The following is a 15,763-nucleotide window of genomic DNA, read 5'->3' as shown; positions in this document are numbered from 1 at the left end:
GCGTTCAGAATAGCGCGCGAGCGCGCCCAATCAACTGGCTAACTTGAACTGCGGCGTGACGCACGTGCTGGCGCCGGGCCGTGCAAGCCGTCGAACACCAGCGAGCGTCCATCGGAATGGAATCGCATCGCGGCCAGGATCCCGACCCGCGGCGACTCGAGCGCCGCCACGCCGTCGATTGAATCAATCGTGATGCGCGGCTTCAGCGTCATGAGTGCGGCCACCGCCGCGCTGAAACTCTCGTCGTCCACCTCACCGTCGCCGCCTGTGACCATCGCGCGTCCCTGCAATCCCGCAACGACGCGGCCGGCGCGGAGGACGATGACGTTGCCGGCCTCGCGCGCGATACCGCATCCGGGAATCACGACGCCGTACGGATTGGCGGGATCGACCGCGCTCAGCGCTACCGGCTTCTCTCGCGCCGGGATGAGATTTCGCGCCGCGTGCAGCATCTCGACCGCCTCGGGCAGCGCGTACTGTTCGCCGGAGAGCGAGCGCACGAACCATCCGCGCCGAATCGTGCCGCCATATCCGAGCCGACGCAGCTCGAACGCGATTTCGTTCCACGAGATGTGCGTCGATTCGAATCCGAGCATCTCGCGCGCGAGAACTCCGTGGCGCTCGAGCAATTTGAGCGCGAGTTCTCGCGCGTCGCCGGCACCCTCGCTTGCATGAATCAGCGACCAGCGTCCCGCGAGGCTCGACTTCAGCCGCGCGCGAACGGCAGCGTCGTGACGAGTCACCGGACGGCGCGCGACCGACTCGAGCGCTCGCTCGGCGCCGCGATCATCGGCGAACATCCTAAGCGGCGCGAAGTTGTCATTGCTGACGCGCCCAGCCGCCGCCATCCGCCACAGCGCGGACAATGCGTCGCGCTCCGAAACATTGGCGCGTTCAGCGACCTCGTCGAGATACTGCGCGCCGGCGGCTCCCAGAGTCTCCAGCATCGCTTGCTCCTTCGCGTCCTCCGGCACCGATTCTTCGTGCGCAACGAACAGGTTCGCCTTGCGCGCAACGAAGGTGATCCGCGAGGGGGTGCTCGCCAGATGCGCGCCCTCGATGCTCTCTCCGGGCACCGCAACCCATTTCATCTGCCCGCTCATACAGACCAAGTCGAGCATCTCGGGCCGATAGCCAGCGATTCGCGCCGGCAGAATGGCGTGCTCCCAAATCTCCGGCGTTGCCGCGATTCCGGAAAGCTGTTCGAGCACCGCCGCAGCGCCGGTCTGATCGGCGGGAAGCTCGGCGCCGCCGACATGCATCCATCGCAGCCGGAACGCCGCGTACTCGTGATCCGCGCCCGGCTCGATTTCAGCGCGCACGCGCGCCAGCGTCATCCGATGTATCCGCTCGAGGTTGTAGCGGTCGCACCACTGAATCGCGTCGGCGCGCGTGAAGTGACCGCGAAAAATCGCGCCCTGAGCTTCGAGCGCCGCGAGACTCTGCTCGATTTCCGACTCTTTGAAATGTAATCGCGCCGCAACTTCGCCGGCTGTCGTCGGCCCGCAAGTCCTCAACGCGCGCCGCACAAGCTCGGTGCGCGCAGCGTCGCCATCGCCGCCTTTATCGTAAGCGGCGGCGAAGACTTCTCCATCCTCGCTGGCAAGAATTCTCTCCGGTGATTCGCCGCTCAGGCTGACACGCGCAATTCTGCCCTCAGCGTCGAGTTCCGCAAGCATCGCGCGCGCGCCCTCGCCTGCGCGCTCTTCGACCTCGGCCAGCGTCATCGAGCCGTGCGCGCGAATCAATTCATACAATTCGTCACGCGAGCGCGGCTTGCGCCCTGCCGCGTGGCCAGTCACTTCCGCGACGACGCTATCAACCGCCTCCGCCGAGAGCAGGTCCGACAGGTCTTCCTTGCGGAACACGTCCTCGGCCATGCCGCGATTCATCGTCACAGTCCGCGAACGGCGATTAGCGCGCTCGCCGTCGTCGAGAAACGAGTAGTCCCACGCGAGCAGCAGGCGATGCGCAAACACCGACGGCGCGATCCCGTCGACGGCGACGGTGCGAATCGCGCCACTCTCGATTCCTTCGAGCATCCGCACCGTGCGCGGCAGGTCGGTGGACTCTTCGAGGCACTCGCGGATCGTTTCGTCGATCACGAAATGGTCCGGCAGTTCGATCGCACCTGGGCGGTTCTCGAAGCAGGCCTGCTGGCCGGGAAAAATCGCGGACAGCAGTTCCTGTGAGCGCAGGCGTTGAATCCAGGCGGGCACCTTCTTGCCGCGCGACGACCGCATCACCGCCAGCGCGCGCGTCGCGACGTGGCGGAAGCGCACTTCGAACATCGGCGCTGCGAGGATCGCCTGGACGAGAACGTCACGGGCGTTGCGCGCTTTCAGCATGCCGAAGAGAGTGTCGAGCGGGAAACTGTGACGCGAATTCAGCGCGAGGAGCACGCCGCCGTCGATCGCCGAAGCCTGTATTTCGAAATCGAACGACTGGCACAGGCGCTTTCGAATCGCGAGGCCGAGTCCGCGATTGAGGCGAATTCCAAATGGGGTGTGGATGACGATTTGCGTGCCGCCCAGGCCGTCGAAGAAGCGCTCGACGACGACGGTCTTTTCGTCGGGAATCGCGCCGAGCGCCTCGACGCCGCGACGCACGTAGTCGGCGGCTTGCGTCGCCGCGCGCTCCGACATCGCGCATTCGGTCATCAGCCAGTCGACGGCCGATCCGTTGCGTTCGAGCCGGCGCCAAATCTCGTGGCGCAGATCGCAAATCTCCGCCGACAGCGCATTCGAGCGGCCGCCCGCCTCGGTCTGCCAGAACGGCAGCGTCGGCCCCATCCCGGGCGCCGGCTCGACCATCAGGCGTCCGCGCGAGATGCGTTGAATCTGCCACGGCATCGAGCCGAGCGAGAACACGTCGCCGCGCGACGACTCCTGCGCGAAGTCCTCCTCGACGTCGCCGACCTTGCGGCCCTCGGACTCGATCACGACATCGTAGTTGCCGGCTTCGGGGATCGTTCCACCCGAGGTGATGGCAGACAGGCGCGCGGATCGGCGCGGGCGGACACGGGCGTTGACGCGATCGAAGAAAATTTTCGGCGCCGCGCCCATGATTCGTTCGGGCAATTCGGCTGCGAGCTGTTCGAGCAGATGGCGCAGCTTGGCGACGTCTAGATCGCCGAAATTGTACGCGCTCCGCAGCACGCGCAGCAGCTCGGCCTCGGAGATTTCCTCTTCCTCGGCGGCAATCGCGATGATTTGCTGCGCCGCAATATCCGCGCATCCCAGCGGGATTTCAACTTCGTCCAGATGCCCCCGCCGAATCGCGCGCACCGCCGCGCCGCATTCGAGCAAATCGTCGGTCGTCAGTGCGAAGAACCGGCCCTTGGGCGTCGCGCCCAGGCTGTGCCCCGAGCGGCCGACGCGCTGAATCGCGGCCGAGATGGATTTGGGCGAATCGAGCTGGCATACGAGCTCGACAGCGCCAACGTCGATGCCGAGTTCGAGCGACGCGGTCGCAACGATCGCCTTCAGCTCGCCGCGCTTGAGACGCTGCTCGGCGAGCAGGCGCTCGATCCGAGCGAGGCTGCCATGATGCGCCATCACTGCGTCGGCGCCGAGCCGCTTCTGCAGATTCAGCGCGACTCGCTCCGCATGCCGGCGGCTCAGCGTGAAGACCAGCGTCGTTCGATGCTCCCCGATGAGTCGCGCGACCTCGTCGTACATCGCCTCCCAGTGCGGATGCGTGGCCAGCGGCCCAAGCTCGGGGCCGGGCGCAATGACCTGGAGATCCATCGTGCGGACGCGATCGTCGGCGCGAACTATTTTTATCGGACGCGGCGAGCGCGAGTTGTCGCGCGCCACGTAGTAGCCGGCCAGGAATCCCGCCAGCTTTTCGATCGGATTCAACGTCGCCGACAGGCCGATTCGATTCGGCCGCGCATTTCCGCGACTCGTCACGAAGCGTTCGAGGCGCTCCAGCGTCAGCGCGAGATGCGCCCCGCGCTTGTTGCCCGCAAGAGCGTGGAGCTCATCGACAATCACGTGTCGGACACTGGCGAGCTTCTCGCGGAACTTGGGCGAGGTCAGCAGGATGAACAGCGACTCGGGCGTGGTGACGAGAATGTGCGGCGGCCGGCGGAGCATCGCAGAGCGCTCGCTCGCGGAAGTGTCACCCGTGCGGAGGCCCGCGCGGATGCGCGAAAGATCGAGGCCGGACTCGGCGCCGACGTCGCGCACGCCGTGGAGCGGCTCTTCGAGATTGAGGCGGATGTCGTTGGCCAGCGCCTTCAGCGGCGAGACGTACAGGACGGAGACTTCATCGCGGAGAGCGTCGCCTGCCGCGTCGAGCACGAGCCCGTTGATTGCCCACATAAACGCGGCGAGTGTCTTGCCGCTGCCTGTCGGCGCACAAAGCAGGACGTCGAAGCCGGGTGCGTCGTTGGCAGCGCCGATCACGGGCCATCCGAGATCCTGCGCGCGCGAGGGCGCGGCGAAACGCCGCTCGAACCAGGCGCGAACCGCAGGATGGAAATCGTCGAGAGCTGTGGGCATGGAAAATTTATAGCACTGGTGTGAGATCCAAAAGAACTTAATTGAATATGAAACCCGCGGTGGTTTCATGCTTCCTTCGGCAGGGGTGACCCCTGCACCCAGTATTAAGACAAAGATCGGGGACACTGTTGCGTCGGCTATATTTCGATGATACTAGAATTGTCGTAGTGAATCGGTACGTTGAACAGTTTAGCGCTCTTGGGCAGAAGGACCGGCTGGAGATCTTTCGGCTGTTAGTGCGGGCTGGGCCGCATGGGAAGTGCGTCGAGGAGATCAGGGGGCGGGTGAGGATGCCGGGTTCGACTCTGTCCCATCATTTGGACGCGTTGACGCGATGCGGGCTGCTGACGGCGCGCCGATCGGGGCGATTTATCTACTACGCGATCGATTTTGCGAAGACCGCGAAGTTGATCCGGTTCATGACTGAAGACTGTTGCGCGGATCTTTATGCGACGCTGGGCTCTGCGCCGGGCCGTTCGCCGTCCATCAAGCGCAGGAAGTCAGATGGCTGAGACACTGAGAAGGATTGTCGGATTCGAGCTGCCATCGGATTCTCCGCTGTTCCAGAGCGTGTTGAGCGTTCATATCGTTTTCGGACTGGTGTGCGTGATCTTGGGAATCGTCGCGATGCTGAGCACGAAGCGCCGCGGCCGGCATCCTAAGGCTGGGACCTTGTATTACTGGAGCCTCGCGATTCTGTTCACGTCGGCGACCATGCTGGCGGCGATGCGATGGGCTGAGGACTATTACCTGTTTGTTCTCGGTGCGCTTTCTTTTGCGACGGCGTCGGTGGGACGTATCGCGCGGCGTCAGTTGTGGCCTAGATGGGTCGATTTTCACGTGAGCGGGATGGGCATGTCGTACGTGCTGATGCTCACCGCGTTTTACGTCGATAACGGCAAGAACCAGCCGGTGTGGAGGGATCTTCCGCACCTGGCGTATTGGGTAGCACCCGCTGCGGTGGGGCTGCCGCTGATAGTTAACGCGCTCGCGCGATGGCATCGACGTTTGGGTGAAGGTCCGGCGCCTGCAGCAATCGCGCGGAACGCAACATCTTAATCGGGGCGAGTTATAGGAGGTCGCGATGAGTAACGAATCGATAAGGGAAACTGTCAGGAAGGAGTATGCGCAAGCGGCGAATCGAGTCGCGAACCAGGGCGGCGCGTGCTGCGGTTCGGCGGCGCCCGCGGGAAACCCGATCACGTCGAATCTCTACGGCGACGGCGAGAAGGCGTCGCTGCCCGCCGAGGCGCTTGCGGCGTCGCTCGGATGCGGGAATCCGACCGCGCTCGCCGAGCTTAAGCCCGGTGAAACCGTGCTCGACCTGGGATCGGGCGGCGGGATCGACGTGATCCTCTCCGCGCGCAGAGTAGGACCGGCAGGCAAGGCGTACGGGCTCGACATGACGGACGAGATGCTCGCGCTCGCGCGCGACAACCAGCGCAAGGCTGGAGTCCAGAATGTCGAATTCCTCAAGGGCGAGATCGAGCATATCCCGCTGCCGGACAACTCGGTCGACGTGATCATCTCGAACTGCGTGATCAACCTGTCGGGCGACAAGGACCGTGTGCTGCGCGAGGCGTTTCGCGTGCTCAAACCGGGTGGACGATTCGCCATTTCGGACATCGTGGTGCGCGGCGAGATGCCTGCGGAAGTTCGGCGCAGCGTCGAGTTGTGGGCCGGATGTATCGCGGGTGCGCTGGAGGAGTCGGAGTACCAATCGAAGCTCGTGGCGGCGGGATTGGAACAGATCGAAGTGGAAACCGACGCGAATCTACACTGCGGCTGACGCGAAGGGATGGTTCGGGGACAACAAAAGCGTGGAGAGAATCGTGCAGATGGCGGACGGCAAGTTCATGAGCGCGTTCGTGCGAGCGCGCAAGCCGTGAAGTCCATAAGCGGTGTCGGATTGGCGGAGGTCAGGTCGGTCTATAGCAGCGCGCAGGGCGACCTCTTTCAACTTATATTTGGACAGCAAATTCACATTGGAGGAATGAAGGCGTCGATCGATCTGGCGGATCGCGCCGGGATCGGGGACGGGCTGAGTGGGGTCGATCTGTGTTGCTGCAACGGCGCGGACATGCGCTTTCTGGTGCGGTTTCGCAATGTCGCCTCGATGATCGGAGTCGATGTGACCGAGGCCGTGGTCGAGCGCGGGCGACGGCTGACGCGAGAAGAAGGGCTGGAGGATCGGATTCGGTTCATCCTCGCCGATGCCTGCCAAAGCGGCCTGCCTTCGGCCAGCGCGGATTTCGTCTGGAGCGAAGACGCGTGGTGCTACGTCCCTGACAAGCCAGGGTTGATTGCGGAGGCAGTGCGCATTGTTCGCCCCGGGGGCGTGATTGCGTTCACCGATTGGGTCGAAGGGCCTGCGGGACTAACTGATTCGGAGGCCCAGCGCTTTCTCGGCGCGATGATGTTCGCCAACGTCGATGACATTGCGGGCTACGCTAAACTGTTGTCAGGAAGCGGCTGCGAGGTGCGCGTCGCCGAAAACACTGGGCGGTTTGCGCGCCATGTGGAGCTATATCTCGACATGGTCGAGATGCAGCTTCGGTACGATGCCCTGCGGACCGTAGGGTTCCGCACCGACCTGCTGGATGCGCTCATCGACGGGTTCCGTTTCATTGGCGAGATGGCGCGCGCGGGCAAGATTGCGCAGGCGCGGTTTATCGCGCGGCGCAGCTAGGTTGAGAGGAGCGTTCAGGAGCGCAGCAGGTCGGGTAGGCGAGACGCGAATTCACGGGGCATACCCGTTGACCAAAGGTGTCGAAGGGAATTCTCCTCTTTGCTGCGGATTTCTCTCGTATGTGTGAATAACTTATTCGAGAAGCCGGATTTAAAGATGGTTGAAAGCCTATAAGCCTTTCCATCACCGCGGATGCAGATACCGAAACCAAACCCAAACCCGCGGCAAAAGGGGAAACACTATGGAAAGGAAGGCTAAGACATCCAGGAAAGCCACTCACATCCCGGAGTTTCGTTCGAGTCCGCCGCTGAGCTCGTTGCTAACCGACTTGGGCCCGCTGGCAGAACTGGCGGGAACATGGTCCGGCAGCGGGTTTAACCTGATTGCGCGCCCGGATTTCGAAGGGGGGAAACGATATCTTCCTCGAACTTAATCTCACGGCGGAGACGCTGACCTTCGATGCCATCGGGGCGCCGATCCCCAATCGCGGTACCGGCCAGGACGATATCCAACTGTTCGGCTTGCATTGCCTGCAGAAGATCAACGACGCCACCACCAACGGCGCACTCCATCTCGAGCCGGGCATTTGGATCAACGTGCCGGCGACTACTGCGCCTGGCGAGTCGCAAAGCGTGGGCCGGATGGCCTCGATCCCGCACGGCAACGCCCTGCTGGCGCAGGGCCAGGGCACGAAGATCGCCGGCCCGCCGACGCCGTTTGGGGCAGCCAACACCGTGCCGTTCCCGGTAGGCTCCAACATTCCGCCGCCAGGAGCACCAAACGGCTTCCCCGAATACAATCTCAGTGCTCCGAATCCATTTAGATCGAGTCCTTTGCCTGCTGCGATCACCCAAGCCGTTGTCACCAACCCAAACTCGTTTCTCCAAAATGCCGTCGCGGGTCAGACCATCGTCGAGACGGTGGTGCTCGATATTGCGACGGTGCCGAGCTTTACGATCGGAACGCCGAGTCCGACGGTGGTCCCAGTCCCGAACGGCGGCGGTGGCGTCGAGAACATCCCGTTCCTCACGACCAACGCGGACGCGGCAACGGTTTTCGCAACGTTCTGGATTGAGAAGGTCAAGCATCACCATGGAGGCGGCCACTTCTTGCAACTTCAGTACTCGCAGACGGTTCTGCTGAACTTCCTGGGACTGAGCTGGCCGCACGTCTCGGTTGCGACCCTGGTGAAGCACTGATGCGAAGCGCGAGGGGAGCATCGGCTCCCCCTCGCGCTCTGGTTTCGCGCTTACAGACTGTCGAGGAAGTTCACTAGATCCTGCTGCTGCGACGCCGATAGCGCCTGGAAGCCTTGCGACGCTGCTTTGCCCTGCCCGTCGTGCAGAGAAATCGCGGTCGGCAAATCCAGCGCGCGACCGTCGTGCAGGAAGATCGATTTGGCTCGCAGGCCCCATAACGGCGCCGTGCGCATCATGGTTGGATCGGCCGTGCCTGAAGTGATTCCGTCGCCCAGCGAGCCCATGCTGTGCAGGAGGAAGTCGCCGTATGGGTGGAAGGTCTTCTTTGCGAGGGCTTGATTAAGCGTCGCGCTGATCGGTACGCCACGGTCGAAGGAAGTATGAACGACGCGGGGTTGGAGGCCGTGGTGAGCGACGGCGCGTGGCATCCCGCGCATCCTAAATTTCCGAACAGAGTGGCACCCCGCGATGCCGACGCGTTTTGTGGAATCGTCGGCGGCGGCGCGAGCGCACGCATGAAATCGGAGAAACGATCGATATCCGCTTCGCCGTTGGGATCGATCGCATCTTCAATGCCGGCATCTTCGAGCGTGACACCAAATTGAGTGACGCCCGTGGCGCAACTGCTGGTGTCCAGCGGATTGTCCGGGTTCGAGATTCCCATCTCATTCAGATACGCATCGCCGGAGAACCCGCGCAGGAATGCGTGATCGTCTTTCCATCCGAAGCGGCCGACGTGCGCGGTGCTGAGGAAGTTCTCGGTGACCATCTTGGGCACGCCACGAACCGAGCGCGGTTCGCTTTGAGCCAGTTGGATGAGAGTCTGATCAGATACTGCCTCGACCAGCCCGTCGCCGAAGAGCGGAATTGCGGCGCGTCCCACTACGCAGTTGCCGCCGCCTTTGAAATCGGCGCTAGTTGGATCGCAAGTCGGCAGGCTGGTGTTGAAAGTGGTGCGCGAGGCCTCCTCCTGCTGGCACGCTGACAGTTGGCATCCAGGGACGGTGATTTGGCATCCGAGTGGCTCGGCCGATATTCCGGCAGCGAAGATGGGCGTGGCGCCCTGCGACTGTGGACCGTTGCGCAGCATGTTATCGACGGCAAAGATGTGGACCGGCCCGGGATCGGAGTTATTGCGCACGCGAATCTCGTTGATAAAAAGTCCGCCACCGCCGGTCGCCGGCTGCGAATGGCATCCAGTGCAGGTGGTGCCGTTGAACAGCGGGCCGAGTTGCGGCACTTGGTCGATTTCCTTGAAGTTGAGTTGGCCGGTGGCGAAGATCGTCAGGTCGGAGACGGTGTTCGCGACCGCTGGCAACGGCGCGCCGAAGCCGTCGAGGTTGATCGGATAGTTCGGCGCCGGCTGCGTCGAGGCGAGGCGATTCGAGGGTCCGGCGTATGCGTTGGGAGCGGCCACGGTAGCGAGTGCGCAGAGGACAAAGGCAACTGCAGTGAGAGCGGTCTGAGTCTTCACATCCTGACTCCTTTGCCCGGCAGTGCGATTTTCAAATTCGCAAGGCGAGGCTGGTCCGCTGCGTCCGCACGCGTAGAATCGCGCGGACACACATCAACCCTTCGACTGCTCGTCGCGTTCCTTGGGTCTTACGCGAAATTCCGAACAGTCACTTCAATCGGACGCAGATATGTCCTTGGCTCATTGAAGGTCGTTGCGACCTCGGTCAAACCGGATGAACCAAGGCGTGTAACTAGCGCTGTCGCTATAAGATTGCAACTCTATCGGAAGCTACTTTAATTTAGTTGTTTATATTGCATATATGCACAAACATGTATTTATCGCTTCTAATGGCCAGACGATTGCCCGGTGATGAGGGAGAGAGTTCTCGTCGCGCGGCTGAGAGTGACCGCTAGTTAGCCGAGGGATTCTTTCAGCAAGACCGGGAGTTGGGCGGTGAATTCGCTGCGCGACAGCGTCAGCTCGTAGCCAGCTTCGCGGGCGGCTTTCAGCGCTTTCAGATCTACGTGGGAGGCGAATCCTATCACGCGCGCGCCCGGGACGACGGCGCGGATTTGCTTCAGTGTGTTGAGTGCGGGGAATGCGGCGTCGGAGAGATCGGTGAAGATGAGCGAGGGTTTCAAGTCAGCGCATCGCGAAGCTACTGCGTCGAACGATGACGCATACTCAACTTCAACGCCGACGGCCGCGGCGACGGCGTCGATTTTCGCGCGGAAGAACAGGTCGCGAACTAGCCCGAGCGCCTTCATATCATGTCGGCGAGCTTGACCGGGTGGGCGGTGCCGTTGCGGAAGCGGGCTGGCGAGAACGGCGCCAGGTCGATCGAGGGCTGGCGGCCTTTGACGAGATCGGCGATCACTTCGCCCGTTAACGCGGAGAGCAGGATACCGCTGCGGAAGTGGCCGGCGGCATAGAGGACGTTTTCAACTGTCGGCGACGGCCCAAGCACCGGCAGCAAGTCGTCGCTGGCGGGGCGCAGCCCGGCCCATGCTTCGCGAAAGGGAATCGAGGCGATCGACGGAACCATCGAGCGGACGGCGTGCAGAATTCGTTCCATCCCGTCGAGCGTCACGGACTTGTTGAAGCCCGCGTCCTCGAAGATCGAGCCGGCGAGGATACGTCCGTCGCGGCGTGGCACCAATATTCCAGAGCCGGAGAAAATCGAAGGGCCGACGAGGCCCGGACGCGCGTCGAAGCATAGGATTTGTCCACGCACCGGGTAGAAGTGGATGCAATCTTCTTCGAGGCCGCGGATGTCGCCTGCCCACGCGCCGGCGGCGTTGATGATGACGTCGCCGGTCTCGAGCGAGCCGTCGGCCAGGCGAAGTCCGGTAGCGCGCGCGCCCTCGGTGGCGATCGAATTGACGCGGGCACCCTCGCGGAAGTTGGCGCCGGCGTGGGTGGCGGCATTGATATACGCGAGGGTGAGCTTGCGATTCTCGACACGCCGGTTGTTGGGCATGTGCAGCGCGAAGATGATTTTTTCCGAGAGCACGGGCGCGAGTTTGAAGGCTTCGCGCGGGGACAGTTCCTCGACGTCGCCGCCGGCCGCGCGCTGCCATCGAGCGCGCGACTGCAGTTCAGCGCGGGACGCATCATCGAAGGCGACGTAGAGTACGCCATGAGAGTCGTACTCGGGATCGACGCCCGACTCAGCGGTGAGGCGCTCGACGATGGCGTCGAAGGAGCGTTTGCCCGCCAGCGCGAGATCGAAGAATACGCCGGGCTCGTGCGCCTCGGCCTGCGGACCGATGAGTCCGGCCGCCGCCCACGAGGCCTCGAGTCCGAGGCGGCCGCGCTCGAAGACCGAGACCTCGACGCCGTCGGACGCGAGGCGCCATGCGACCGAGCTACCAATTATGCCGCCGCCGATGACGAGAGCTTTCACGCGACTAGATTACCGGCGCGATCTAGGCGGCGAAAGCGCGCGCCACGGGAAAGTCTGGAGCACGAGGAGGAATAGACCTCGATGCTTCGGTAACGGATACACCGTCGCAAACTCACGTCACGGAAAGCGACGTGCCCGGTTACATAGGACGGCGCCGCTGGAAACCCGTCGATCAAACTGGCTAAACCTTGCCCGGCGGAGGCTGTTTGGACTATATCGCGAGTTGGAATAGAGGGGTCGATACGTCAATTCCGATTCAATTGGCATGACTGGCAGGGGTGCAGTACCCGGTCTCGGTCCCCGGTCGGAGGGCGATCGGGATTTCGCCAGCCACACAGCCGCAAACGCGAAGCGGCTCGAAGAATCGCGGGTCAAACTATCGATCGTGATTCCGATTTATAACGAGGCTGCAAACCTCGACGAGTTCTTCCGGCGGCTGCTAGAGGTGCTCGAACGGTTGGCGGTCAGCTACGAAGTCGTGTGCGTTGACGACGGGAGCACGGATGAAACCCTGGCCCGCCTGATCGAGCGGCGGGCTCGAGATCCCAGGCTGAAAATCTTAAGCCTCTCACGCAACTTCGGCAAAGAGGTGGCGCTCAGCGCGGGCATCGAGCATAGCAGCGGCGCGGCAGTTATTCCGATCGACTGCGACCTGCAGGATCCTCCCGAGCTCATCGAGGAGATGGTTGCGCAGTGGCGCCTTGGCTACGACGTGGTGTATGCGACACGACATTCGCGGCCTGGTGACGGACTCGCGAAGCGGCTCAGCGCCAGGATGTTTTACCGCCTCTTGGACGCCGTTTCCGAAGTTCCGATTCCCAGCGACGCTGGAGATTTCCGTCTGCTCGACCGACGGGTGGTCGACGCTCTGCTGCGGCTCCCGGAACGTTCGCGGTTCATGAAGGGGCTGTTCGCCTGGGTCGGCTTCAAGCAGACCGAGCTTAGCTTTGAACGCGAGGGAAGAAACGCCGGCAGTAGTGCGTGGACCTACTGGCGGCTGTGGAACTTCGCGCTCGACGGGGTCACCTCGTTCAGTTCATTGCCGCTAAAGATCTGGAGCTATGTCGGGGTCGTCATTTCGCTGCTCGCCTTTGCCTACGCCCTTTTCCTGGCGGTGTTCAAGCTCGCGCGCGGAATCAACGTTCCCGGCTACACCTCGCTGATGGTGGTCGTGTTGTTTCTGGCCGGCATTCAACTGATAACCCTGGGTGTCATCGGCGAATATCTGGGCCGGGTCTACACCGAGGTCAAACACCGGCCGCTCTATCTGTTGCGCGAGGCGCACGGATTCGAGCAGTACGAAGATCGCACCTGACGCGTGGATAGCGAGCTCTTTCCGCTGATGGCGCAGGTCGAAGACAGTCACTGGTGGTTCTGTTCCCGCCGGGCGATTGTTGCGAGTGTGCTCTCGCGCCTGGGCTTGTCCCCGGGCGCCCGCATCCTGGAGCCGGGCTGCGGCACCGGAGGAAACTTTGCCATGTTGGCGCGCTTCGGCGAGGTCTATGCGATGGACTCCGACCTCGAGGCATGCAAATTTTCCAGCGCTAGAAAAACTGCGATAGTACAGCAGGGCCAACTGCCAGAGCAGGTACCGTTTGAGAATGTCAGCTTCGAGCTGGTAGTGATGACCGATGTTTTGGAGCATCTTGATCGCGATGAGGAGACGCTGACCGTGCTTCGCGAGCGGCTCAAACCGGGCGGCTGGCTGCTGGCAACCGTCCCCGCGTTCCCCTTCTTATGGAGCACGCATGACGCCACCCACCACCATCAACGACGTTATGTGGCAGGCGAGCTCCGCGCGCTCTTCGAACGCGCCGGGTACGACGTGGCTTACCTCAGTTATTATAACTTTTTGTTATTTCCGGCGATCGCGGCGGCGCGCATACTAGACCGTCTGCGCAAATCAAGCCCGCAGCACGAGCACGACCTCCGGACCCACTCCGGTCTTGTAAATTCGCTGCTGCGAACCGTGTTCTCGAGCGAGCGATACGCGCTCGGCCACCTCTCTTTGCCTTTCGGAGTCTCATTGTTGCTGGTGGCACGAAGAAGACCTTGAGGGTTGGGGTTGATTTCCGGCGGCATCCGCCACCCGATCTAACATGGTTCGGCATCACGAAGTTATCGTGAATTTCTACGTGTACACTGCTTCCGCCGCCGCGCCGCGCCGGATAATGGCAAGCATCAACAGCGCGAGCACCAATGGCGTCAGCGGCAGCGACGCGAACATGCTCAACACTCGCGCGAAAAGGGGAAACAACCATGCGAGAAACAGGATCGATTTTTCCCATGGGAGGAAGGCCGAGTGCACTGCGTCCCATGACAGCCACGCGATCGGCAACGCCAGCAGCACCAGGTCGTAGTCGACAATGTACGGCGTGACCAGCAGGGTTCCAGCGGCCAACGCGGCGGCTTTGACCGGATACCCGCCGGATTTGAGCCATACCCACAGCACCGCGCCCGCGGCGAGCACGCTGACCACTGCTTGCATTGCGTAAGACACCGGAAGCGAAGCGCCCCACAGTCTCGCCGCCCCGAAGATGCTTTGAATCTTGCCGAAGCCGACGTCGCCCTGCTCCAGCATGCTGCGAGTCGCCAGCGGGATGCCGTCCAGGAAAGCCCGCCAGGTTTCCACTCCGAACAGCGCGGCCGAGAGTCCCGCGAACGCGGCGACCATCAGCGCCGCGCCGGTAGCAGCTCGCCACTGCCGCGCCGCCACAAAAACCAGTGGTAATAGAATTCCGAACTGCGGCTTGTAGCAGAGGAGTCCGAATAGCGCGCCTGCGACCCAGGGGCGCCGTTCGAGCAGTAGCAATCCGCCGCCGAACAGCGCCACGGTTATCAGGCCGTTCTGTCCGTCGAGAATCGTTAGCAGGGCGCCGGGAAATGCGAGCGCCGCCCACAGCACGTCGCACCGAGGCGCGATCTTCCACATCACGGTCAGATAGGCCGCCAGCCCCACCAGCGTCCAGAGGATCAGCGCGTCGTTATAGGGAAGGATCGAAAGCGGTAGCACTATTACAAGGAACATGGGCGGGTACACGAAAGGCTGGTAGCCCGGATCTTTGTCGCCCAGCACCGCCTTCTCGGCGGCATACAGTTTCGCGTGATCGTAGACCGCCGCAGGATGTCCCCCAATCGTCAAGGAGGAAGCCGCCCAGAACGGCGGAAAGTCGCCACCGACCGGATGCAACGTTGCCAGGGCTCCGCCCGGTCTCAGTACCAGCCAGACGACGAACACTGCGAGGTAGGATGCGCAGAGCAGCCTTGGGTAGACGCGGGCGCGGTAGGGGTTGATCCAGCGGGCCTCTCTCAACGAGTCGACGAAACTCCGCGCCCGGTTTGGAGACGAGAAGCCGTTCGAGCCGGCCGCGCCCGGACTCGATGGAGTACCCGCGTTGATCTCCACCTTCACGGCGTGACTGAAGCTGTTGCCGACATTCGCAGCCTCCACACCCGAGCTTTCACGCGACTAGATTACCGGCACGACCGAGGCGGTGAAAGCGCGCGGCTGGCGGGCAGGTATTGCGGAAGCGCGCCGTCGATGATTCACTCGCACGTCGTTGAAGCCTCAGCGCTATTCGCTACTTTCCGCGGCGCGATGGACGGTGATCCTTTCGATCGCGCTCGCAACGGCTGACAACTTCGCCGAGCCGGATCTGTGGATACACATGCTGACCGGGCAGACGACTCTGCGCACCGGCCATATCCCGCGCTTCGACACCTACTCCTACGCCGCGGCTAACATGCCATGGCACAATCACGAGTGGCTCTCGCAGGTGGCGCTGGCTTTCTTCTATGCGCATCTCGGCGTGTTCGGCCTCAAGCTGCTGAAACTCATCTGCTCGAGCATCCTGATAGTGGCGTTGGCGATCGGGATTTCCGCCAGCGGCGCGTCGGGGCGAGTGCAACGGCTGACGCTGATTCTCAGCGCCGTCGCGATCTCGACCCAGATGCAATTTCGGCCGCAGCTCTTCACCTTCATGGTGATCAGCGTCGTGATGATGT

Annotated in this window: 12 protein-coding genes and 2 pseudogenes; 8 read left to right on the top strand and 6 right to left on the bottom strand. The window is 62.6% G+C overall.

The annotated features are described in order from the left end of the window. Positions 1-38 precede the first annotated feature (38 nt). The gene (locus VJX68_RS04125) at positions 39-4,508 is read right to left on the bottom strand and encodes a DNA glycosylase AlkZ-like family protein (RefSeq protein WP_324094389.1); all 4,470 of its coding nucleotides are present in this window, start codon (positions 4,506-4,508) and stop codon (positions 39-41) included. Between the two features lie 167 nt (positions 4,509-4,675). Here VJX68_RS04125 and VJX68_RS04120 point away from each other — a divergent pair, with 167 nt between their 5' ends. From VJX68_RS04120 to VJX68_RS04100, 5 genes and pseudogenes are all read left to right on the top strand, one after another. After that, entirely contained in the window at positions 4,676-5,020 is a 345-nt protein-coding gene (locus tag VJX68_RS04120) for an ArsR/SmtB family transcription factor (protein ID WP_324094388.1), read from the top strand. Further along, positions 5,013-5,567, top strand: coding sequence for a hypothetical protein (locus tag VJX68_RS04115; RefSeq protein ID WP_324094387.1), 555 nt, complete (start codon positions 5,013-5,015; stop codon positions 5,565-5,567). Before VJX68_RS04120 ends, VJX68_RS04115 begins: the two co-directional genes overlap by 8 nt. A gap of 25 nt (positions 5,568-5,592) precedes the next feature. Next, positions 5,593-6,397, top strand: a pseudogene (locus VJX68_RS04110) (arsenite methyltransferase). Positions 6,398-6,501: 104 nt separating this feature from the next. Then, complete coding sequence (locus tag VJX68_RS04105) at positions 6,502-7,197, top strand: class I SAM-dependent methyltransferase (protein WP_324094385.1); 696 nt, start codon at positions 6,502-6,504, stop codon at positions 7,195-7,197. Positions 7,198-7,580: 383 nt separating this feature from the next. Continuing rightward, positions 7,581-8,396: a heme-binding protein gene (locus VJX68_RS04100; protein WP_324094384.1), complete on the top strand. Its 816-nt coding sequence runs from the start codon at positions 7,581-7,583 to the stop codon at positions 8,394-8,396. Positions 8,397-8,446: 50 nt separating this feature from the next. Here VJX68_RS04100 and VJX68_RS04095 read toward each other — a convergent pair whose 3' ends face one another. From VJX68_RS04095 to thiO, 4 genes are all read right to left on the bottom strand, one after another. Then, positions 8,447-8,689 (bottom strand): di-heme oxidoredictase family protein, encoded by a 243-nt coding sequence (locus VJX68_RS04095; RefSeq protein WP_414643451.1) that lies wholly within the window; start codon positions 8,687-8,689, stop codon positions 8,447-8,449. Next, entirely contained in the window at positions 8,629-9,813 is a 1,185-nt protein-coding gene (locus VJX68_RS04090) for a di-heme oxidoredictase family protein (protein ID WP_324094382.1), read from the bottom strand. Before VJX68_RS04090 ends, VJX68_RS04095 begins: the two co-directional genes overlap by 61 nt. A gap of 452 nt (positions 9,814-10,265) precedes the next feature. Then, entirely contained in the window at positions 10,266-10,619 is a 354-nt protein-coding gene (locus tag VJX68_RS04085) for a response regulator (RefSeq protein ID WP_324094381.1), read from the bottom strand. Then, the gene (gene thiO, locus VJX68_RS04080; protein WP_324094380.1) at positions 10,616-11,758 is read right to left on the bottom strand and encodes a glycine oxidase ThiO; all 1,143 of its coding nucleotides are present in this window, start codon (positions 11,756-11,758) and stop codon (positions 10,616-10,618) included. The genes VJX68_RS04085 and thiO overlap by 4 nt, the downstream gene beginning before the upstream one ends. 382 nt (positions 11,759-12,140) lie before the next feature. On the opposite strand from thiO, the gene VJX68_RS04075 reads away from it, so the two are divergent. Then, positions 12,141-13,073, top strand: coding sequence for a glycosyltransferase family 2 protein (locus tag VJX68_RS04075; RefSeq protein ID WP_349255884.1), 933 nt, complete (start codon positions 12,141-12,143; stop codon positions 13,071-13,073). 3 nt (positions 13,074-13,076) lie between these two features. Next, the gene (locus tag VJX68_RS04070) at positions 13,077-13,814 is read left to right on the top strand and encodes a class I SAM-dependent methyltransferase (RefSeq protein ID WP_324094378.1); all 738 of its coding nucleotides are present in this window, start codon (positions 13,077-13,079) and stop codon (positions 13,812-13,814) included. A 75-nt stretch (positions 13,815-13,889) separates the two neighbouring features. Here VJX68_RS04070 and VJX68_RS04065 read toward each other — a convergent pair whose 3' ends face one another. Then, positions 13,890-15,209, bottom strand: coding sequence for a glycosyltransferase family 87 protein (locus VJX68_RS04065; RefSeq protein ID WP_324094377.1), 1,320 nt, complete (start codon positions 15,207-15,209; stop codon positions 13,890-13,892). Positions 15,210-15,318: 109 nt separating this feature from the next. Here VJX68_RS04065 and VJX68_RS04060 point away from each other — a divergent pair. Continuing rightward, positions 15,319-15,763 (top strand): annotated as a pseudogene (locus VJX68_RS04060) (hypothetical protein); the annotation flags it as partial.

This window comes from Binatus sp. (SeqCode), assembly GCF_035272065.1.
Classification (GTDB): domain Bacteria; phylum Desulfobacterota; class Binatia; order Binatales; family Binataceae; genus Binatus.
Note: the sequence above shows the minus strand (reverse complement) of the source record. Positions and strands in the feature narration are given on the sequence as shown.